This window comes from Streptomyces pseudovenezuelae, assembly GCF_029892565.1.
In the GTDB taxonomy this organism is placed as follows: Bacteria; Actinomycetota; Actinomycetes; order Streptomycetales; family Streptomycetaceae; genus Streptomyces; species Streptomyces pseudovenezuelae_A.
Map to the genome: position 1 here is coordinate 974,635 of NZ_JARXVH010000001.1, position 21,522 is coordinate 996,156.

Annotated in this window: 18 protein-coding genes; 15 read left to right on the top strand and 3 right to left on the bottom strand. The window is 71.5% G+C overall.

All coding sequences use genetic code 11. The features are described 5' to 3' along the window. Positions 1-131 precede the first annotated feature (131 nt). The 3 genes from M2283_RS04285 (at position 132) to M2283_RS04295 (ending at position 2,406) form a co-directional block, all read left to right on the top strand. On the top strand, positions 132-1,154 hold the full coding sequence (locus M2283_RS04285; protein WP_280874585.1) for a DUF5954 family protein: 1,023 nt from the start codon (positions 132-134) through the stop codon (positions 1,152-1,154). Positions 1,155-1,316: 162 nt separating this feature from the next. Then, entirely contained in the window at positions 1,317-1,946 is a 630-nt protein-coding gene (locus M2283_RS04290) for a VOC family protein (RefSeq protein WP_280874586.1), read from the top strand. A 64-nt stretch (positions 1,947-2,010) separates the two neighbouring features. Next, positions 2,011-2,406, top strand: coding sequence for a VOC family protein (locus tag M2283_RS04295; RefSeq protein WP_280874587.1), 396 nt, complete (start codon positions 2,011-2,013; stop codon positions 2,404-2,406). A 15-nt stretch (positions 2,407-2,421) separates the two neighbouring features. Here the strand turns inward: M2283_RS04295 and M2283_RS04300 are convergent, their stop codons facing one another. Together M2283_RS04300 and M2283_RS04305 are read right to left on the bottom strand one after the other, a co-directional pair. Continuing rightward, a complete protein-coding gene (locus M2283_RS04300; RefSeq protein WP_280874588.1) occupies positions 2,422-3,102 on the bottom strand; it encodes a helix-turn-helix transcriptional regulator in 681 nt (226 codons plus the stop codon). Positions 3,103-3,124: 22 nt separating this feature from the next. After that, a complete protein-coding gene (locus M2283_RS04305) occupies positions 3,125-4,090 on the bottom strand; it encodes an AraC family transcriptional regulator (protein WP_280874589.1) in 966 nt (321 codons plus the stop codon). A gap of 81 nt (positions 4,091-4,171) precedes the next feature. On the opposite strand from M2283_RS04305, the gene M2283_RS04310 reads away from it, so the two are divergent. Further along, entirely contained in the window at positions 4,172-5,017 is an 846-nt protein-coding gene (locus M2283_RS04310; protein WP_280874590.1) for an NAD(P)H-binding protein, read from the top strand. A 174-nt stretch (positions 5,018-5,191) separates the two neighbouring features. Here M2283_RS04310 and M2283_RS04315 read toward each other — a convergent pair whose 3' ends face one another. After that, positions 5,192-6,334, bottom strand: coding sequence for a YihY/virulence factor BrkB family protein (locus M2283_RS04315; protein WP_280874591.1), 1,143 nt, complete (start codon positions 6,332-6,334; stop codon positions 5,192-5,194). A 498-nt stretch (positions 6,335-6,832) separates the two neighbouring features. Between M2283_RS04315 and M2283_RS04320 the strand changes: the two genes are divergently transcribed. The 11 genes from M2283_RS04320 to M2283_RS51600 all read left to right on the top strand — a co-directional run bounded on the left by M2283_RS04320 (position 6,833) and on the right by M2283_RS51600 (position 21,408). Next, positions 6,833-8,074 carry a heparan-alpha-glucosaminide N-acetyltransferase domain-containing protein gene (locus M2283_RS04320; protein WP_280874592.1) on the top strand — a complete coding sequence of 414 codons (1,242 nt, stop codon included), beginning with the start codon at positions 6,833-6,835 and terminating at the stop codon, positions 8,072-8,074. A gap of 30 nt (positions 8,075-8,104) precedes the next feature. Continuing rightward, a complete protein-coding gene (locus tag M2283_RS04325; protein WP_280874593.1) occupies positions 8,105-10,624 on the top strand; it encodes a Pls/PosA family non-ribosomal peptide synthetase in 2,520 nt (839 codons plus the stop codon). Further along, positions 10,621-12,702, top strand: coding sequence for a non-ribosomal peptide synthetase (locus M2283_RS04330; protein WP_280874594.1), 2,082 nt, complete (start codon positions 10,621-10,623; stop codon positions 12,700-12,702). The genes M2283_RS04325 and M2283_RS04330 overlap by 4 nt, the downstream gene beginning before the upstream one ends. Positions 12,703-12,717: 15 nt before the next feature. Continuing rightward, positions 12,718-13,710: a TauD/TfdA family dioxygenase gene (locus M2283_RS04335; protein ID WP_280874595.1), complete on the top strand. Its 993-nt coding sequence runs from the start codon at positions 12,718-12,720 to the stop codon at positions 13,708-13,710. After that, entirely contained in the window at positions 13,707-14,735 is a 1,029-nt protein-coding gene (sbnB, locus tag M2283_RS04340; protein WP_280874596.1) for a 2,3-diaminopropionate biosynthesis protein SbnB, read from the top strand. Before M2283_RS04335 ends, sbnB begins: the two co-directional genes overlap by 4 nt. A gap of 35 nt (positions 14,736-14,770) precedes the next feature. Further along, positions 14,771-15,769: a 2,3-diaminopropionate biosynthesis protein SbnA gene (gene sbnA, locus M2283_RS04345; protein WP_280874597.1), complete on the top strand. Its 999-nt coding sequence runs from the start codon at positions 14,771-14,773 to the stop codon at positions 15,767-15,769. A 103-nt stretch (positions 15,770-15,872) separates the two neighbouring features. Then, positions 15,873-17,507, top strand: a complete 1,635-nt coding sequence (locus M2283_RS04350; protein ID WP_280874599.1) for an acyl-CoA dehydrogenase family protein — start codon at positions 15,873-15,875, stop codon at positions 17,505-17,507. Between the two features lie 296 nt (positions 17,508-17,803). Beyond that, positions 17,804-19,093, top strand: coding sequence for a GAF domain-containing protein (locus M2283_RS04355; protein WP_280874600.1), 1,290 nt, complete (start codon positions 17,804-17,806; stop codon positions 19,091-19,093). Between the two features lie 239 nt (positions 19,094-19,332). Further along, positions 19,333-20,607 (top strand): hypothetical protein, encoded by a 1,275-nt coding sequence (locus tag M2283_RS04360; protein ID WP_280874601.1) that lies wholly within the window; start codon positions 19,333-19,335, stop codon positions 20,605-20,607. A gap of 17 nt (positions 20,608-20,624) precedes the next feature. Next, positions 20,625-21,197 carry a GNAT family N-acetyltransferase gene (locus tag M2283_RS04365; protein ID WP_280874602.1) on the top strand — a complete coding sequence of 191 codons (573 nt, stop codon included), beginning with the start codon at positions 20,625-20,627 and terminating at the stop codon, positions 21,195-21,197. A gap of 127 nt (positions 21,198-21,324) precedes the next feature. After that, the gene (locus tag M2283_RS51600) at positions 21,325-21,408 is read left to right on the top strand and encodes a putative leader peptide (RefSeq protein ID WP_309486338.1); all 84 of its coding nucleotides are present in this window, start codon (positions 21,325-21,327) and stop codon (positions 21,406-21,408) included. Positions 21,409-21,522 lie beyond the last annotated feature (114 nt).

The window sequence follows — 21,522 nt, forward strand, 5'->3', positions numbered from 1 at the left end:
TTCTTGCCGACCTCCCTGCCGACTTCCTCTCTTACCTCCTCGCCGACCTCCGTGCCGGCTTCCTTTCCAACCTCGGTGGAAGTTGCGTCGGTTCGGGTGCCTGCGCCCTGCACACTCGGCACAATGCGTTCATGTCCGATGACTGGCAGCAACAGATCGACGCGCTCCACGAGGAGTTGATCCGTCGCGACGACCCCGCCGCCTGGGTGCGCGAGGCCGACGCCATGGAGGGTGCCCGGCGCTATCCCCGTCTCGCCCTGCGTGGGCCGGTGTTCGGGGTCGCCGCGCAGGATCCGGCGGTCGGGCCCGAGTGGCGGGTGCTGAAGCCGGTCGTGGACCGTGTGCCGCAGACGGCGCGGGACGGGTTGCAGTCGCACCTGTTCTTCACCGCGAAGGACGACACCGACGACCGGGCCGTACGGCGTGAACTGCTGGCCGGCGTCGCCGTGTTGGAGCGCAAGCGGGTGGACGAGGTGACCGCGTGCGGGGTGCGCTACCGCGTCGTGCGTGGGGACGAGTTCGCGCGGATCGGCGACGGCGGTCCGGAACCGCCCCGGCCCACCGACCCCGAGCCGACGATTCGGTCCTGGGACCGGCAGGCGCACGACCATCGGCTCCGGGACGTCGGCTTCACGATCGATCCGGGGCTCGCCGAGGGCCCGTCCGCGGGAGCCATCCAACTCGGGCTGCGGGCCTTCACGTACACCGGCGCCCACTTCCCCGTCGATGTCCGCACGGACTCCGAGCGGTCCGTCGCGACTCATCCGGATCCGGTCCTGCTGCCTACCGGCTTCGGCGTGGTCGAGCGCGTCAAGCGGGAGGGCTGGCGGCCGATCGGCGTCCTGGTACCGACCCCGCACGCGGCCCGCCAGATGCTGTACGACGGCCTGGCCGAGGTGTGGGCCCTGCTCTACAGCCTCGACGACGGGACCAAGGCCAGGTACGCGGCGGCGGCCGAGAAGTTCCGCGGCCTTCAGCGCGCCGACGAGTTCCAGGTCGACGACCGTCTCTTCCGGATCTGCCGCGTGGAGCGCATCCTCCGCACCGGACCCGAGGGGCCGGAGTCCCCGCGCCCCTCGGACGTGGACGCGTACGGCCCGATGAAGCTGCACCCGAGGATGTCGGAGGACGGCACCCTGACGCACGGGGACTGACCGGGGCGGAGGGGGCAACGGACCGGGGACGGAGGAGCAACGGACGGCCCGCGGCCTGTCCTGCCGCCCCTCGCCGCCCTGCCGCCCGCCCGTCGCCCTCCGCCCCCCTCACGCCGCACAGGTGTTCCATTCAAGCCACCGCGCCACGTAGCCTCTGCTGCGATGAACGCCATCCCCGCACAACTGGACCACCTCGTCCTCGCGACCCCCGATCTGGCCGCGACGGTCGCCGACTTCACGCGGCGCACCGGTGTGGCGCCCGCGCCCGGCGGTGTGCACATCGGCTTCGGCACCCGCAACTACCTGGTGTCGCTGGGTGGTCGCAGCTATCTGGAGATCATCGGGCCGGACCCGGAGCAGCCCGAGCCGAGCGGTCCTCGCCCGTTCGACGTCGACGATCTGGCCGTCGCGCGGACGGTGACCTGGGCGATCAGCCCGCCCGACCTCGACGCGGCGGTCGCGGGCGCCCGTGCGCGGGGCTACGATCCCGGCCGCATCCACCCGATGAGCCGGCGCCGGCCCGACGGCGCCCTCCTGGAGTGGCGGCTGACCGACGGCGAGACAGCGCATCCGTCCGGTCTGGTGCCGTTCCTCATCGACTGGCAGGTCTCCGACCACCCGACCGCGTCCGGCCTGCCCGCCACTCCCCTGCTGACCCTGTCCGCGACGGCCCCCGACCTCGACGAGATCCGGCCGCTGCTGGCGGCGGTCGGGCCCGAACTCGCCCTGTCCGAGGGCCCGTTCGGGCTCTCGTTCACCGTGGGCACGCCTCGGGGGCAGGTCACCTTCTAGCAGCAGAACCCGCGTGTCCGATTCGTTCAAGACCGGGCGCCCGCGTCCTGCCTACGGTGATCGCATGACTCCACATTTCTCCGTGCTCGGCCTCGTCGTCTCCGACCTGGCCGCCTCGCTCGCCTTCTACCGTCGGCTCGGGCTCGTCTTTCCGGACGGGGCCGAGGAACTGCCCCATGTCGAGGCCGAGCTGCCCGGTGGGCTGAAGCTGGCCCTGGACACCGAGGAGACCGTCCGTTCGTTCCATGCCGGGTGGCAGCCGCCGGTCGGCGGTGGGCGGATCGCGCTCGCCTTCCGGTGTGCGGGCCCCGCCGAAGTCGACTCGGTGTACGGGGAGTTGGTCGGAGCCGGGTACCACGGGGAGCTCAAGCCGTGGGACGCGGTCTGGGGTCAGCGGTACGCGACGGTGCACGACCCGGACGGCAACGGCGTCGACCTGTTCGCGCCGCTTCCCCAGTAGACCGCCCGCGCGCCGCTACCCCAGCAGCTCGCCGAGCGGCAGTCCCGCCAACTCCTTGACGTCCCGGGCCAGATGGGCCTGGTCGGCGAAGCCGGCGTGGGCCGCGGTCTCCGCGAACGGCATGCCCCGGCGGGCCAGTCGCAGGGCGCGTTGCAGCCGTAGTACCCGGGCCAGCGTTTTGGGGCCGTAGCCGAAGGCGGACTGGGCGCGGCGGTGCAACTGGCGGGTGCCCAGGCCGAGTTCGTCGGCGGTGGCGGCGACGGGGCGGCCCGCGTCGAGGGCCGTCACGAGGTGGCCGAGGAGCGGGTCGGGGGCGTCGGCGTCCGCCGCCAGGCGCAGGGCCGCCTCGTCGAGGCCGTGGGCCGGGTCGGGCGCCGCGTTCACGCGTGCGGTGAGCCGGCGTGCGCGGGCGGTCGGCCACAGTTCGGTGAGCTCCACGCGCCGGTCGCGCAGTTCGAGCGCGGGCACGCCCAGGAGGGCGGGCGCGGTGCCGGGGTAGAAGCGGACGCCCGCCCAGGCGCTGGGGGCGCCCTCGGTGACGTATCCACGGGTGTCGGGTCCCGCGATCAGGAGTCGGCCCTCGTGCCACAGCAGGTCCATGCAGCCGTCGGGCAGCACCCGGCCCGGTGCGGCCGGGGACGGGGTGTTCGTCCACACGATCGCGCCGGTCAGCCGGGACGCCCGTTCCGTGTACACGTGGGTCAGGCTACGCCGGGTGTCAGGGGCGGGCGCCGACGAGCGGGGCGTCGTCGGCGGCCCGGGCCCGGTGCTCCTGCGGGCTGACGCCATACACCCGCTTGAAGGCGCTGGACAGGGCGAAGGCGCTGCCGTAGCCGACCTGGCGGGCGATGCTGTCGAGGGTGGCGTCGGAGGCGCGCAGGCGGTCGGCGGCCAGGGCCAGGCGCCAGCCGGTCAGGTAGGTCATCGGGGGCTCGCCCACCAGCTCGGAGAAGCGGCGGGCCAGGGCCGCGCGGGAGACGCCGGCCTTGGCGGCGAGGGACGCGACCGTCCAAGGGTGGGCGGGGTCGTCCTGGAGCAGGCGCAGGACGCGGCCGACCACGGGGTCCGCGAGCGCCCCGTACCAGGCGGGCGCCGCGGCCTCCGGGCGGGAGAACCAGGCCCTGAGCGCGGCGATGACCAGCAGGTCGAGGAGGCGGTCCAGGACGACTTCCTGGCCGGGCTCGTCCCGGACGATCTCCTCCATGAGGAGCGAGGTGAGCGGGCACTCCCAGACGTCGCCTGGGAGGGAGAGCAGCGGCGGCAGCGCGTCCAGCAGGCGTCCGCTGATCTCGCCCTGCATCAGGTACGTACCGATCAGCATGACGGTGGAACCGCCGAGGCGGTCGCCCCAGGTGCGTACGCCGAGGTCCATGGAGCCCTGGAGGGGGCGACCGTCGGGGTACGAACACTCCGCGCCCGGCAGGATCAGCGCCTGCGGGGGCGTGGCGGGGTCGTCGGCGCAGGTGTACGGGTCGGGGCCGCGGGCGATGGCGAGGTCGCCGGCGCGCAGCCGCAGCGGAGGTCCGGTGTCCGGGGTGATCCAGGCGTCGCCGCGCACCATCAGCATCACGGTGAGCGGGGCGCGGTCCTCGACCCGCACCGCCCAGGGCGGGTCGAAGCACGCACGGATCATGAAGGCGCCACGCGCGCGTGGACCCTCCAGCAGGCCTGCAAGGGCGTCCATGGGGCCAGCGTAGACGCGCGATTATGGGAATGAGCCGTTCAGCGATGGTTCCTTGTGAAGTGCGGCAGTTGACTGGCGGGCATGACAGACAACACGCAGAGCGAGCAGGGCATGACGGTCGTGGTGACGGGGGCCTCGGGGCGGACCGGGAGCCGGGTGGCGCAGGCCGCCGAGGCGGCGGGTCTGACGGTGCGGGCGGCGTCGCGGGCGCAGGGTTTCGACTGGCAGGACCGGTCGACGTGGGCGGCCACGCTGGGCGGCGCGGACGCGGCGTATCTGGCCTATCCGACGGATGTGGGCTCGCCGGACGCGGCCCGGGACATCGGGCTGTTGGCGCGCGAGGCGGTGGAACTGGGCGTACGGCGGCTGGTGTTGCTGTCCTCGCGGGGCGAGGACCGGGCGCGGCCCACCGAGGACGGGGTGCGGGAGTCCGGCGCGGACTGGACGGTCGTACGGGCCGCGTGGTTCGCGCAGAACTTCAGCGAGGGTCCGATGGTGGAAGGGCTGCGACAGAGCGGGGAGTTGGTGTTTCCCGGGGGTGAGGTGCGGGAGCCGTTCATCGACGTGCGGGACATCGCGGACGTGGTGGTGGCGGTGCTGACGGCGGGCGAACGGTATGTCGGGCAGAACGTCGAGATCTCGGGCGCGCGGCTGCTGACCTTCGGGGAGGCGGTCGCCGAGATCGCCGGGGCGACGGGGCGGGAGTTGACGTATCGGGCGGTGTCACCGCGCGAGTACGGGGCGCAGCTGGTCGGGTTCGGGGTGCCGGCGCAGGAGGTGGGGTTCCTGGTGGAGCTGTTCGGCGAGCTGCTGGACGGCCGCAACTCCCGTCTGTCGGACGGGGTTCAGGAGATCCTGGGCCGCGAACCGCGCGACTTCGCGGACTTCGCGCGGGAGGCCGCGGCGGCGGGGACCTGGAAGGCCTGACCCGGCGGACGGCCGGCTCAGGAACCCATTCGCGTGCGCGGCGGCCGGCTCAGGAGCCCTCCCGCGCACGGCGACGGACCGCTCAGGATCCCTCCCGCTCGCGCGACGGACTGCTCTGGAGCCTCCGCTTGCGCGGCGAACCGGTGAAGACCCCTCGCTCGCGCAGCGGACCGCTCAGGAGCCCTCCCGCTTGCGCGGCGGATGCGTGCTCTTGGCGTGGGTGCGCAGGCGTGAGGTGACGTCCTCCGGGGGGAGGAAGCGCGACCAGCGTTCCGGGAACTCCGAGGGCATGTCCGGGTCGTCGGGGTCCTGGTCGGGGTCGCGGACGGCGACGGCCCGGGCCGCGTACTCGGCGACCTGCGCCTCGCGCAGCCGCTCGTTGGAGGCGCGGGCCGCGGCCGTGGCGGCGGTCGGCCAGATCCGGTCGATCGCGGCGTTGACCGCGGCCCCGACCAGGACGGCGAACGCGGACACGCCGATCCACAGCAGCACGGCGACGGCCGCGGCGAGCGAGCCGTAGATCGTGGCGCCCTCGATGGTGCTGGTGATGTAGATACGCAGCAGGAAGCTGCCGAGCACCCACATGGCCAGTGCCACCAGGGCGCCGGGCACGTCCTCGATCCAGGGCGAGCGCACGGGGACGGACACGTGGTAGAGCGTCGTCAGGAAGACGACGGACAGGACGATCACCACGGGCCAGTACAGGACTTGTACGAGGGTCTCCGACCACGGCACGATCCCGACCACCGCGTCGGGTCCGGCGACCATCAGCGGCAGCGCGACCGAGCCGATCAGCAGGCCCACGACGAACAGCAGGAACGACATCACGCGGGTCTTGACGATGCCGCGGACGCCGTCGAGGCCGTACATGACGGTGATGGTGTCGATGAAGACGTTCACCGCGCGCGAGCCCGACCACAGGGCGAACAGGAAGCCGACGGAGATGACGTCGGGTCGGCCGCCCTTCACCACGTCGTGCAGGATCGGCTGGGCGATTTCGGCCACGCCCTTGTCGGACAGGACGGTGCGGGACGCCTCCAGGATGTTGTTCTCGAGGCTGGTGATGGTGTCGGTGCCGGTCCAGTCGTCGACGTAGCCGAGCAGGCCGATGAGGCTGAGCAGCAGCGGTGGCACGGACAGCAGGGTGAAGAACGCGGCCTCGGCCGCGAGGCCCAGGATCCGGTACTCCATGCACGAGTTGACGGTGTCCTTGAGCAGCAGCCAGGCGGTCCTGCGCTTCGAGACGTTCCGATAGAGGGCACGCGCCCGGTGGAGACGACCGGAGGGCCGTTGAGGGGAGTCACTTGCTGGCTGCACGACCTAAAGGTATCCGCCGTAGCTGCGTGCACTCATCCCCGGCCCGACGGAAACGAACGAATTTTCTGTCATGCCCGTGATGGCCGGTTTGTTCACCTCCTCAATAGGTCATTTCTGTAAACGTCACACGTCGGCGACTTGATCACGAATTCCGGACGGTCTTAAATCAGCCAATGGCCGAAACCCCCTTGAACCATTCGTGAAGTTTCCGAAAGAATCCGCCTTACATTCGTTGCGTTCGCTGAGGACGACTCAGACGCACACGACACGGGGGACATCGCGGGTCTCTGACCAGGACCCGATCCAGTCGCGTTACCCGTGGTCCGCATGGGATCCATGCGGATCGCGCCGTGCTGCCCTGCGCCATTTTCACGCGACCACTCGACACACATCCGCACCACTCTGAACTTGAATCCAACCCTTTCCCAATGTTATGGAATTCCGCCCTGCCCTGAACAGCGGAGCGAATTCCTTCGTACTCGTTTTCGGGGAATTCGCATGCCTGTTCATTATCCGTTGACGCGTAAACCGACGCCGCCACAGGCTCTGCCGGGCGACGCCGGCTCCGCCGCGCCGCGGATCGTCGGGGTGGACACGGCCCGCGGTCTCGCACTGCTCGGGATGTTCGCCGTACATGTGTACGGCGCCTTCGCCTCGGACGGTTCGCCCACCCCGGCCTGGGTGTTCGCGGGCGGCCGGTCGGCGGCCACGTTCGCGCTGCTGGCAGGCGTGGGCCTGGCGTTCACCACCGGCGGGCGGCGACCGGACGTCGGACGCCCGCAGTACGCGGCGGTCGCCACCCGGGCGGCGCTGATCGGGCTCGTAGGGCTGCTGCTGGGGTATGCCTCGCGGGCCGCGGACCTCGACGTGGACGTGATCCTGGCGTACTACGCCCTGCTGTTCCTGCTCGCGATCCCCTTAATGCGCCTGCGCCCCGGCGCCCTGACAGCCCTCTCCCTCACCCTGGCCGTGGCGGGTCCCGTCGTCGTGCATGTCCTGCGCGGTGTGCTGCCCCAGCCGGCCTTCGACGGCGATCCCGTGCTCACGGACGTGTTCACCGATCCGCTCGGGCTGCTCTCGAACCTGCTGGTGCAGGGCAACTACCCGGCGCTCGCATGGATGGCGTACCTGTGTGCGGGACTCGCCGTCGGCCGGCTGGACCTGACATCGGCGCGGATCGCGAGGCGGCTACTCGTGGGCGGGCTCGCGCTGGCAGCCGCCGCCTGGCTCACCGCGACCGCGCTGCTGACGCGGTTCGGCGGGCTGTGGCACCTGTGGCGGGCCGAGTTCCCGCACACGCCGTGGCCCCAGGCGCGGCACGAGGTGCTGTGGGACACGGGCAACGACTCCACCTGGTGGTCGCTCCTCTCCCGTGCCCCGCACTCGACCTCGCCGTTCGACCTGCTCCAGACCCTCGGTTCGGCATGCTCCCTGCTCGGCGCCGCCCTCCTGCTGACCCGGCTCACCCCCACCCGCCGGTTGCTCAGCCCTCTCACGGCGGCGGGCACCATGCCGCTCACCCTCTACTGCGCCCACGTCCTGCTCCTCGCCACCGGCGCCCTCGGCGACTCCCCCGACCTCCTCTACGGCCTGCTCGTCGCGGGCTCGCTGCTCTTCGCCGCCTGCTGGCGGCGCGCGGTGGGCCGGGGACCGCTGGAGACCGGGATCGCCGTGATCGCCCGAGGAGCGCGCCAAGTTACCCGGCCGTCGGTGGAACCGCAGAGCTCACAAAGCTCGTAAAACATGTAAAACCAGTAAGGAGCACACGTGGTGGGAAAAACCGACACTGTCACCGAGAGCGTCCTCGCGGAGGTGCTGGCCGGTGTAGTACGCAAGGAACACATACCGGTCGACAGTCACTTCTTCGACGACCTCGGCGCCAACTCCCTGGTGATGGCCCACTTCTGTGCCCGCGTCAGGAAGCGCGAGGACCTGCCGTCGGTCTCGATGAAGGACGTCTACGGCCATCCGACGATCCGCCGCCTGGCCGCGGCCCTCGACACCGCACCGACCGCCGCACCGACGGCCGAGGTCGCGGTCCCGGTGACGCCGCCCGGCAGCACCGCGCGCTATCTCCTGTGCGGCGCACTCCAGTTGCTCGTCTTCGCCCTCTACTGCGTGCTCGCCGGGCTGGTGTTGGGCCGGGGCTACGAGTGGATCTCCGCCACCGACGCCGTGGTCTCGGTCTATCTGCGCTCGCTGGTCTTCGGCGCCGCGGTGTTCGCCGGGGCGTGCGTCCTGCCGGTGGTCGCGAAGTGGCTGCTGGTCGGCCGCTGGAAGGAGACGGAGTTCCCGGTCTGGAGCCTGGCCTACGTCCGCTTCTGGACCGTCAAGGCGCTGCTGCACGCCAACCCGCTGATCCTGTTCACCGGCAGCCCGCTGTACGTGCTGTACCTGCGGGCCCTGGGCGCGCGGATCGGCAAGGGCGTCACGATCCTGTCCCACTCGGTGCCGGTCTGCACCGACCTGCTGACCGTCGGCGCCGGCACGGTGATCCGCAAGGACTCCTACCTCCTCTGCTACCGCGCGGAGGCCGGCCTCATCCGCACCGGCCGCGTGACGCTCGGCAGCGATGTGTACATCGGTGAGAAGACCGTCCTGGAGATCGGCACGTCGATGGGCGACGGCGCCCAACTCGGCCACTCCTCCGCCCTGTACGGCGGCGCCGCGGTCCCGGCGGGCGAACGCTGGCACGGTTCCCCGGCCGTCCGCACGGACGTCGACTACGTCCGCGTACCACCGGCCCGCTGCACCACCCTGCGCCGGACCCTGTTCGGACTCGGCGGTCTGCTGCAGACGGTGTTCCTGTACGTCCCGCTCGCGGTGGGCGGCTCGTATCTGCTGCTCACCCTGATGCCCGCCCTGGACACCCTGCTCGACCCGACCACCCAGCAGCTGGACTCGGCCGAGTTCTACAGCGAGGCACTGGGCCTGTCCGTCGGCCTGTTCGTGGCCTCCCTCTTCGTCGGCCTCACGGCCGTGTCGCTGATCCCGCGTCTGCTGAAGCCGTTCCTGCGCCCGGACGAGGTCTATCCGCTCTACGGCTTCCACTACTCGGTGCAGCGCGCGATCGCCCGCATGACCAACATCAAGTTCTTCAAGTGGCTGTGCGGCGACAGCTCGTACATCGTCCACTACCTGCGGGCCATCGGCTACGACCTCTCGCACGTGGAGCAGACCGGCTCCAACTTCGGTACGGAGGTGCAGCACGAGACCCCGTACCTGGCGACGGTGGGCAGCGGCACGATGGTCGCGGACGGTCTGTCGATCGTGAACGCCGACTTCTCCGCGACTTCCTTCCGGGTCAGCCGGGCGACGATCGGACCGCACAACTTCCTCGGCAACAACATCGCCTACCCCAGCGGCGGCCGCACCGGCGACAACTGCCTGCTGGCGACCAAGGTGATGGTCCCGCTGGACGGCGAACTCCGCGAGGGAGTGGGCCTGTTGGGCTCGCCCAGCTTCGAGATCCCGCGTTCGGTGGAACGCGACTCCCGCTTCGACCACCTGCGCGAGGGCCCCGAGCTGGCGCGCAGGCTGGCCGCGAAGAACCGCTACAACCTGCGCTCGATGGGCCTGTTCCTGTTCGTGCGCTGGCTGCACTGGTTCTCGCTGACGGTGCTCGGCTTCGCCACCATCGACCTCTACGGCGCCCACGGCACCGTCGGCGGTCTGCTGATCGGCGCCTCGCTCGTGGTGGGCCTGCTGTTCAGCACCGCCTACTACGTGCTGGTGGAGCGGCTGATCGGGCGGTTCAGGTCGCTGGAGCCGACGCTGTGCTCGATCTACGACCCGTGGTTCTGGTGGCAGGAGCGCCTGTGGAAGGTGCCGGACAACCACCTCGTCGTCTTCAACGGGACGCCGTTCAAGAACCTCGTCTGGCGGCTGCTGGGCGTCCGTCTCGGCCGTCGGGTCTTCGACGACGGCTGCTACATCACCGAGCGCACGCTGACCGCGATCGGCGACGACTGCACGCTCGCCGCGCACACCAAGGTGCAGGCCCACTCCCAGGAGGACGGCACCTACAAGTCCGAGCGCATCACCATCGGCGCCGGCTGCACGCTCGGCACCGCCGCGCTGGTGCACTACGGCGTCTCGATGGGCGACGGCGCGCTGCTGGCACCCGACTCCTTCCTGATGAAGGGCGAGGAGATGCCGGCGCGCGCGGCCTGGGGCGGGAATCCGGCGGTGCCCGTGACGGCGGCGCCGGTGACAGGGGGGTCCGCGCGAGCGGTGCCTGTGAAAGGGGCGCCCCTCAACGGGGTGCCCGTCAAGGGGGGAAACACATGAGGGAACCGATCCCGCACTGGACGCTGACTCCGGTGCCGGGCACGGCGGAGTACGAGGTCCCGCTGCCGCCGGGGCCACCGACCGGGCCGACCGCGCTCGCGTCCGCGCACGCCAAGGTGCTCGCCGCGCTGACCGGTGAGCCGGGCGCCGAGGACGACGACCTGCACGTGAGTGTCACCGACGGCGTCCTGCGCCTGCGCTACCGCACCGACGTCCTGGACGCCGGGGCCGCCGCGCGGATCGCCGGCTACCACCTGACCGCGCTCGCCGAACCCGACCGGCCCACGCTGCTGTCCGAGGAGGAACTCCGGTTCCAGCTCGACGAGTTGGCGGGACCGCTCAAGGAACTGCCGGACCGGCGCGTGCATGAGCTGTTCGAGGAGCGGGTCGCCGCCCACCCGGACGCCGTCGCCGCCGTTCAGGGCGACCGGCGGTGGACGTACCGGGAGCTCAACTCCCGGGCGAACCGCGTCGGTCGGGCGCTGCTCGCCCGTGGGCTGGAGCGCGAGGGCGTGGTCGCCGTCGTGATGGAACGCAACCTGGACTGGCTCGCGTCCGTGCTCGCCGTCCTCAAGGCGGGCGGGGTGTATCTGCCGGTCGAGCCGCACTTCCCGGCCGACCGCATCGCCCGCACTCTCGGCCGGGCCGGCTGTGGCCTCGTCCTCACCGAGCGGGGCAGCGACACCAACCTGGCCGCGATCGACCGGCTGTTCGTGGAGACGGCGTACGCCGAGGACCACGCCGACGGTGATCTGGGTGTGCCCGTCACCGCGGACCAGGCCGCGTACATCTACTTCACCTCCGGCTCCACGGGCGAGCCCAAGGGTGCGATGTGTGAGCACGCCGGGTTCCTCAACCACGTCCTCGCCAAGATCGAGGACCTGGGCTTCGACACCGGGGGCACGGTCGCGCAGACGGCACCGCAGTGCTTCGACATCTCCCTGTGGCAGCTGGTCTCGGCGCTGCTGGTCGGCGGGCGCACGCTGCTGGTCGGGCAGGAGACGATCCTCGACGTGTCGGGCTTCGTGGACACGATCGTCCGGGGCCGGGTCAACGTGGTCCAGATCGTGCCTTCGTATCTGGAGGCCGTGCTGGCCGAGTTGGAGCAGCGCCCGCGTGAACTGCCCGACCTGCGCTGTGTGTCGGTCACCGGGGAGGCGGTCAAGCAGGAGCTGGTGCAGCGCTGGTTCACCGCGATGCCCGGGATCCGGCTCGTCAACGCCTATGGCCTGACGGAGACTTCGGACGACACCAACCACGAGGTCATGCACCGGGTGCCGGACGGGGACCGGGTTCCGCTGGGGCGGCCGATCCGCAATGTGCGGGTGTACGTCGTCGACGAGGACCTGGTGCCCGTACCGCTGGGCGCGCCCGGCGAGATCGTCTTCTCCGGGGTCTGTGTCGGGCGCGGTTACGTCAACGACCCCGACCGCACCCGGGCCGCCTTCACCGAGGACCCCTACCGGCCAGGTGAGCGGCTGTACCGCAGCGGCGACCACGGGCGCTGGCTGCCGGACGGGAAGCTGGAGTTCCTCGGCCGGCGGGACAGCCAGGTGAAGATCCGCGGCTTCCGCGTCGAGCTCGGCGAGGTCGAGAACGCGCTGCTGCGGGTGCCCGGTGTACGGGACGGCGCGGTGGTGGTCGTGGGCGGTGTGCGGCTGGTGGCGTTCTGCACCGGGCCGCACCCGGTGGACGCCGAGAAGGTACGGGAGGTGCTGGGGGTTTCGCTCCCGGCCTACATGGTCCCGTCCCTGGTGCACTGGCGGGACTCGCTGCCGCTGACCGCCAACGGCAAGACCGACCGCAAGACGCTGACCGCGCTCGCCGAGGACCTCGACGACGCCGGCTCCGGCACCCCGGGAACACCGGAAGAGCGGCGGCTGGCCGCGGCCTGGGCCGAGGTGCTCGGCATCCCGGAGCAACGGATCGGCCGCCAGGACCACTTCTTCGACCGCGGCGGCACCTCGCTGTCCGCCGTGAAGCTCGCGATCGTCCTGGACCGGGCGATCACCCTCAAGGACGTCACCCGTCACCCGGTCCTCGCGGACCTGGCCGGGCTGCTCGACCAGCAACACTGAAAGGGAACACCCGCAATGTCGTACACGTCTGAAGCCATGCTTCCGGGCCTGGAACTCGCGCCCGGCGCTCCACCTCTTCTGCACGCCAAGTCCGATCTCCACCCGGCCAATTGGGTCGCCGCACACCGGGACGCGCTGCACGCCGTCCTTCTTGAGCACGGCTGCGTGCTGGTGCGCGGGCTGGGGCTCGCCGACCCCGACGCGACGGAGTCCGTCGCCCGCCGGCTGACCGACCGGCTGATGTCCGACCGGGAGCCCTTCGCGCCCCGGCGCGGCTACGCGGACGGCGTCTACTCGTCGACCAAGTGGCCGCCGAACCAGCAGATGTGCATGCACCACGAGGTCAGCTACGGCCTGGAGTTCCCCGGCCTGCTGCTGTTCGCCTGTCTGGAGGCGCCCGAGTCCGGCGGCGCGACCGTGGTCGCCGACTCGTCGGCGGTGCTCCGGTCGCTGCCCGCCGCGCTGGTCGAGCGGTTCGAGCGGGAGGGCTGGCTGCTGACCCGCTCCTACAACGACGAGATCGGGGCGTCGGTCCAGGAGGCCTTCGGCACCGACGACCGCGGCGCGATCGAGCGCTACTGCCGCGCCCAGGGCATCGAGTTCGCCTGGCAGGCCGACGGCTCGCTGCGCACCCGGCAGCGGCGCGGCGCGGTGCTGCGGCATCCGGTGAGCGGGCGGCGCTGCTGGTTCAACCAGATCGCCTTCCTCAACGAATGGACCATGGAACCCGAAGTGCGCGAATACCTGGTGGACGAGTACGGGGCCGACGGGCTGCCCTTCAACACCCGCTTCGGCGACGGCGATCCGATCGGCGAGGACGTGGTGCGGGAGATCAACGAGGCCTACGCGGCGCACACCCTGCGCGAGCCGTGGCGCTCCGGGGATCTGCTGCTCGTGGACAACATCCGTACCGCGCACGGCCGGGAGCCGTTCGACGGACCGCGCGAGGTGCTGGTGGCGTTCGGCAACCCGGTGGGGCGCACCGACTGCGAGGTGAGCGGCGGATGAGCACGACCGCACCGGACTTCGCCGTCATCTCCGGCGAGCAGGTCCAACAGGCGCTGGCCGGACGGGAGTCCGAGATCGGCGAGCTCGTCGAGGCCGTGTACCGGCTGCACGGGGAGGGCGACTCGGTGAACCCACCGTCGTACTTCCTGCGCTTCCCGGACCGGCCCTCGTCCCGGATCATCGCGCTGCCCGCCTCGCTGGGCGGGCCGCTGCCGGTGGACGGGCTGAAGTGGATCTCCAGTTTCCCGGAGAACACCAAGTCGGGGCTGCCGCGGGCGTCGGCGGTGCTGATCCTGAACGACCCCGACACGGGCTATCCGTTCGCCTGTCTGGAGAGTTCGGTGATCAGCGCGACGCGGACGGCGTCCTCGGCGGCGCTGGCCGCGGACCGGCTGAGCCGGACCCGGACGCGTCCGACCCGGGTCGGCTTCATCGGCACCGGTCTCATCGCACGCTACGTCCACACTCATCTCACCGGCACCGGCTGGGAGTTCGAGGAGACGGGCGTGCACGACCTGAACGCCGACAGCGCGGCCGGGTTCCGCGGCTATCTGGAACGGTCGGACACCAAGGGCCGGATCACCCTGCACGACGATCCCGAGTCCCTGATCCGCTCCTCGGACCTGGTGGTCTTCGCGACCGTCGCGTCCGCGCCGTACATCCACGACCCGTCCTGGTTCGCCCACCACCCGCTGGTGCTGCATGTGTCGCTGCGGGACCTCGACCCGAGGATCCTGCTCGACTCGGCGAACTTCGTCGACGACGTCGAGCACTGTCTGAAGGCCGAGACCTCCCCGCACCTGGCCGAACAGCTCACCGGCGGGCGGGAGTTCCTCGACGGGACACTCAACGACGTACTCACCGGGCGGGCCACCGTCCCGGGTGACCGGACGGTGGTGTTCTCGCCGTTCGGACTGGGGGTGCTCGACCTCGCGGTCGGCAAGTTCGTCCATGACGAAGTGGCCCGAAGGGGCGGGCTGCACGTCGTCGACGGGTTCTTCCACGAGCTGCGCCGGTACGGCTGACGGCCATGCACGTGGCGCATGAGGAGGGGGGCGTCATGCCCGTAATTTCTGATCCTGCACAGTTCAACGAGGAAGAGCTCTATGTCGACCTTCGGGCCGCACTGGGGCTCCCGCTCTACCTGAAGTGCGAGGGGTTCAACTTCGCCGGCTCCGTCAAGCTGAAGGCGGCGACCGAGATGGTCAACGCCGCCGAGCGCCAAGGCTTGTTGCGGCCCGGCTCGGTCCTGGTCGAGTCGTCGTCCGGGAACCTGGGCGTGGCTCTGAGCGTGATCGCCGCGAGCCGGGGCCACCGGTTCCTGTGCGTGACCGACTCGCGCTGCAACCTGCCGACGATCCGGCTGATGGAGGCGCTCGGCACCCGGGTGCACGTCATCAGGGAACCGGACGTGCACGGGGGGTTCCTGGGCGCGCGGCTCGCGTACGTACGGGCGCTGTGCGCGTCCGACGACCGGTACACGTGGCTCAACCAGTACACCAACCAGGGCAATTGGCGGGCGCACTTCCGCACCACCGCGCCGGCCATCGCCCGCCGCTTCCCGGACCTGGACGTCCTGTTCGTGGGGGCCGGCACGACCGGGACCCTGATGGGCTGCGCCCGCTGGTTCTGGCAGTGGCGGCGCCGGGTGCACATCGTCGCCGTGGACAGCGTCGGCTCGGTCAGCTTCGGCGGTCCGGCCGGCCCGCGGATGATTCCCGGGCTCGGCACCAGCGTGCCGCCGCCCATGCTCGACGAGTCGTACGTGAACGACGTGGTGCACGTCGAGGAGACCGACACCGTGCTCGCCTGCCGTCGACTGGCCGCCCGCGGCTTCCTGTTCGGCGGCTCGACGGGAACGGTCGTCAGCGGCGCCGGACAGTGGCTGGCCCGCAACGGCCGGGACGGCCTCACCTCGGTGGCGATCGCACCGGACCTCGGCGAGCGCTATCTCGACACCGTCTACCACCAGGACTGGCCGGTCTCGGCGGCCGAGACGGTCGAGGGGATCGAGGCCATCGAGGCGGAGGAGGCGGTGGCGATGGCCCGCCCGGCGTGACACGGCGGCGGGTGCGGGCGGGCCCGGCGGTTGCTTCGGCGCAGGCCGGTCGGGGGCAGGGCAGTCGCTTCGGTGCAGGCCCGTGCGCGGTAGGTTCGCGGACATGGCACGAACCACCCACACCGTGACCAACCAGCCCCCGCCCCTGACCGGCTACGACGTCTACACCGCCGACCGCGTCCTGACGGAGGCCGTCGAACGCCACCTCGACCCGGACCTGTCCGAGGAGGCCGGTGACGAACTGGCCGCCCTCGGCCGGGCCGCCGGGTCGGCGCAGGTGCAGGAGTGGGGGGCGCAGGCCAACGAGAACCCGCCGCAACTGCGCACGCACGACCGGCACGGCCACCGGATCGACGAGGTCGACTTCCACCCGGCCTGGCACCGGCTGCTCGGCAAGGGCGTCGCGGCGGGGCTGACGGCCGCCTGGAACCGGCCCGGCGGCCATGTCCGCCGGGCCGCCGCGTTCCTGGTGTGGACGCAGGTCGAGGCCGGCAACTGCTGTCCTCTGTCGATGACCCACGCGGCGGTGCCCGCCCTGCGCTCCGATTCGGAGCTGGCCGCCGAGTGGGAGCCGCGGCTGACGTCGATGGTCTACGACCGCGAGCTGCGCCCCGCCCGCCTCAAGGCCGGGGCGCTGTTCGGGATGGGGATGACGGAGAAGCAGGGCGGCAGCGACGTCCGTACGAACGCGACGACCGCACGGCCACTCGCCGAGGACGGCACCTACGAGCTGACCGGCCACAAGTGGTTCTGCTCGGCGCCGATGTCGGACGGCTTCCTGGTCCTGGCCCGGGCTCCGGGCGGACTGACCTGCTTCCTGGTGCCGCGCGTCCTGGCGGACGGCACCCGGAACGTGTTCCTGCTCCAGCGCCTCAAGGACAAGCTGGGCAACCGCTCCAACGCGTCCGGCGAGGTCGAGTTCGACGGCACCTGGGCGCGCCGGGTCGGCGAGGAGGGGCACGGGGTGCGCACGATCATCGACATGGTGACGGCCACCCGCCTCGACTGTGTGCTGGGTTCGGCGGGGCTGATGCGCCAGGCCGTCGCGCAGGCCGTCCACCACTGCACCCACCGCGAGGCGTTCGGCGCGAAGCTCGTCGACCAGCCGCTGATGCGCAACGTCCTGGCCGACCTCGCGCTGGAGTCCGAGGCGGCCACCACCCTCGCACTGCGGCTCGCGGCGGCGTACGACGACGGGGGCGAGCAGGAGCGGGCGCTGCTGCGGATCGCGGTGCCGACGGCCAAGTACTGGGTGACCAAACGCTGTACGCCGGTCGCGGTCGAGGCCGCCGAGTGTCTGGGCGGCAACGGTTATGTCGAGGAGTCCGGACTGCCCCGGCTGGTGCGCGAGTCGCCGCTCAACTCGGTGTGGGAGGGCGCAGGCAACGTCCAGGCGCTGGACGTGCTGCGGGCGTTGCAACGGGAGCCGGCCGCGCTGGACGCGTATCTCCAGGAGGTCGGCCGGGCGCGGGGCGCGGACCATCGGCTGGACGCGGCGATCAAGGGCGTGCTGACCGAACTCGCCGATCTGGAGGGCGTCGAGGGACGCGCGCGACGGCTGGTGGAGCGGCTCGCGCTGGTGCTGCAGGGGTCACTGCTGGTCCGGTTCGCGCCATCCGAGGTGGCGGACGCCTTCTGCGCCTCGCGGTTGGGCAGCGACGGGGGTGCGACCTTCGGGACGCTGCCCTCCACGCTCGACCTGGCGTCGGTGGTGGAGCGGGCCCGGCCGCTGTCCTGACCTGCACGGAGGGCCGGACGCGGGGGTGGTGCTGCGCCGACACGGCACCACCCCCGCCAAGTGGCCCGTAGACAGGCCTGGTACGCCGCTCGGGACGGCGTTGCTCAAGTTTCAACCAGGGTTTGGCAGTTCACCAGGGTTGCAGAGGGTTGCAACTTGCTGCTTTCTGTGGCTGGACAGTGCACTTCCCTCAGGCGGAAACGGCACTATGAGACGGTCAGTCAACGGATTGTCGGCTCCGTGGCCGAATCGCGCCGGTGCGCCGGCGGTCCCGCCCCCTTCTCCCTGGAGGTCCCGTGGCGCTCTCGCCGGCGGACGTCACTCAGCTCGCCGCGGTCGACACCACGCGCGCGGCGCGGGTGCTCAGCGAGGTCCGCTCCGCCACACTCGCGGGGCAGCGCGCGCCCGTCGCGCCGCGGCCGGTGATCGAGCAGTCCTGGGGGCGCACGCTGCGCAGCGGTGTCGATCCCGAGCGGGACCTGCGGGCCGGGGTGCTGTCCACCGACGAGGTGCGGCGACGGCGGGAGTCGACGGAGCTGCGGCATGTCCTGCCGGTGCTGCGGGAGGGGCTGTTGTCGGTCGCGGACGTCGCGCACCACATCATGGTCGTGGCCGGTGCGGACGGCCGGGTGCTGTGGCGGGAGGGCAGCACACCGGTGCTGCGCCGGGCCGACGGGCTGGGCTTCGAGGTCGGCGCCGACTGGCGCGAGGAGGTCGTCGGCACCAACGGCGTGGGCACCCCGGCGGTGGTGCGCAGGCCCGTACAGATCTTCGCCTCCGAGCACTTCGTGCGCTCACTGGCCACCTGGACCTGTACCGGCGCCCCGATCACCGACCCGCGCGACGGCCGGCTGCTCGGGGTGGTGGACGTCAGCGGACCGCTGGAGACGATGCACCCGGCCACGCTCGCCTGGGTCGACTCGGTGGCCAAGCTCGCCGAGGCCGGGCTGCGCGAACTGCATCTGACCTCGCTGGAGCGGCTGCGCGCGGTGGCGGCCCCGGTGCTGGCCCGGCTGACCGGGCGGGCCCTGGTGGTGGACCGGGACGGCTGGACCGCCGCGGTGACCGGACTGCCGGCCGCCAGCCGGATCACGCTGCCCAAGTCCCTTGCGCCGGGCCGCCGGTGGCTGCCGCCGCTCGGGCCGTGCTCGGTGGAGCCGCTGGCCGAGGGCTGGCTGATCAGGGCGTCCGACGATCCGGGTCCGCGCGGCGCCACCCGCATCGTGCTGGACCTGACGCGCCCGCGCCGCTGGTCGGTGACGGTGTCGGGATGCGCGGGCTCCTGGACCCACGAACTGAGCCCCCGGCACGCCGAGTTGCTCTACCTGCTGGCACTGCACCGCACCGGGCGCAGTGCGGCCGGCCTGGCCGAGGACGTGTTCGGCGACGCGGGCCGTACGGTGACGGTGCGGGCCGAGATGTCACGCGTACGCCGGTATCTCGGGGGGCTGTTGGAGCATCGGCCGTATCGTTTCTGCGAGCAGGCGGAGGTCGAAGTGCTCACCCCCGACGACCCGCTGGACCTCCTGCCTCACTCGACGGCCCCGGCATTGACAGCGGGTCGGAAACCGACAGAGACCCCTTGAGGATGCCGGCCGAGGCCCGCGGAGGACTCCGGCGGAAGCCCCTGAAGCCCCCGACCTGAGCCCATGAATATGCCGTTCCGTCACCGTGCGTGCCCAAGCGATGGCATCTTCCGCATATTTGCAGGGTCTTCGTCCCCTGCGGCCCTTGCCTGCCGTAGCATCCCACTACGGGCCACCCCACCTGCTCCTTGGTCAACGCTCGGACCAACAGCCGCAGTTGGCTCGCCTCGGGAGGTTCGATGAAGCAACGCGGCAGACACCGCAGGCAAAGGCGCGGCCAGGCGGTGCGCGGCTTCCTCGCCGGGACCGCCCTCGCACTCACCGCGGCCGCCACCATGATCAGCGCTTCGCAGGCCACCGTCAGTGACAGTCCCGGGGGCCTGAAGCCCCTGGCGGCCGACGCCAAGGGGGCCGGCCTCCGACTCCAGGAGCGCCTGGTCCCGCAGGACACCCTCGACCGACTCTCCTCCTCCATGGGCAAGCCGGTCGGCGTCCGCGCCGTCCTCGACGACACCGACCGCACCCTGCGCGGCGCGGCCGACTGCACGACCACCGAGCGCAGCGCCCTGCCCGTCGAACCGACGGCCACGCGCGCGTACTGCTTTGACACCGCCGACACCAGCGGCTGGCAGGCCGGCGCGGTCACCACCTCCGGGGACGCGGACAACGACGGTCACTGGGGCGAGAACCGGGTGATCCTCTCCGGCTGGAGCCACGACACCGAGCACGGCAAGGGCACCGGCCTCGCCCGGGTCGCCTTCGTGAACGCCGACGATCCCGCGCATCTGACGTACACCTGGGCACTCCTCGTGGTCCCGACGGACGGCGGACGCGACTACCGGGGCCTGTCCTCGGCCGTCTCCGGCATGGTCTGGTACCAGGGCAAGCTGCTGGTCACCACCACCGCCGGCCTCTACGTGTACGACATGCGCCGCGTGCAGCGGGCCGGCGTCGACAGCGGCAAGGTCGGCAAGGTGCGCGGCGGCTGGGCGGCGTACGGCTACCGGTATGTGCTGCCCGCGATCGGCTCGTACGCGCTCGGCAGCGGGTCCCCCCGCCCCACGGCGATCTCCCTCGACCGCAGCACCGCGCCCGACAGCCTGGTCGCGAGCGAGCGGGTGCCCGTGGACGGTGATCTGCGCACCCGGCTGTGGCGCTACGCGCTCAGTTCGGACCCGGCGCGGGCCGGGCTGCCGGCCGTCGACTCGGCCGGGTACGCGATCGCGGACGCGGCCTACGAGACGAAGGTGACCGGGGTGGCGGGCGTTCTGTCGCACGGGTCCACCTGGTATCTGGACCGTGCGGCCGACACCGCGGGCGACCACGGCACCCTCTGGCGGCAGGACGCGCACAAGGCGAAGACCACCGAGTGCGGCTCGGACGCCTCGCACCAGTGCTGGAGCGGCCGGGCGGGTTCGCTCTCCTACTGGGCGGAGACCGGCGAGGTCTGGTCCCAGTCCGGGCGGATGCTGTACGCGCTGCCGCTGGCCTCGATCGACAAGTCCGCGGGCTAGATGATTCCCTGACGGGCATGAGCACCTTCCCCGTGACCACCTGGTCCCTGGAGCAGACCGCCCCGACCGACCTGCTGCCGGCCGCCGCACCGGACGGGGACGTGCGGATCGTCCGCTCCGAGCTGCCCTCCCCCGAGTTCAGCCGCTTCCTGTACGCCTCCGTCGGCGGCGACATCCGCTGGATCGACCGGCTCGGCTGGCCGTACGCGCGCTGGGAGCAGTATCTGGACCGGCCGGGCGTGGAGACGTGGGTCGCCCACGAGCGCGGGACACCCGCCGGCTACGTGGAGCTGGAGCCGCAGGACGACGGGGTCGTGGAGATCGCCTACTTCGGGCTGATCCCGGCCTTCCGTGGCCGCCGGATCGGCGGCCACCTGCTGTCGTACGGCGCCGCCCGGGCCTGGGATCTCGCGGACCGCTGGCCGGGTCTCGCGCGCACGAAGCGGGTCTGGCTGCATACATGCAGCAAGGACGGGGAGCACGCCATGGACAACTACCTGCGCCGGGGCTTCACCCTCTTCGACACCAAGGTCGAGGAGGAGCGGGAGGTGGCCACGCCGGGCCCCTGGCCCGGGGCATACCCCGCCTGACCTGCGCGGACAAGACCGTGCGCGGCGCATGTGATCGATGACACCCTCGTCTCGCACTTCGAGACAAGGGTGTCCGCATGTCGGACGAAGCTGGACTGTGTCCAGAACGCCGTGACACGCTTCCGTCATGTCCGGAACTGGAATTGCCTTGGTGAGTCGGCGGCACGTCGACCTCGGCCGCATGTCCAGCGCCATCTGTCCGGCGAGCTGAGAGCCGCAGCGACACCGACATCTCCTGCATACGTCTCACCCCGCGCAACGCCGCGCAGGTACACCCATGCGCCCGTACCCGCAGGTAAGAGCCGCTCACCGTCTGTCCCGGAGG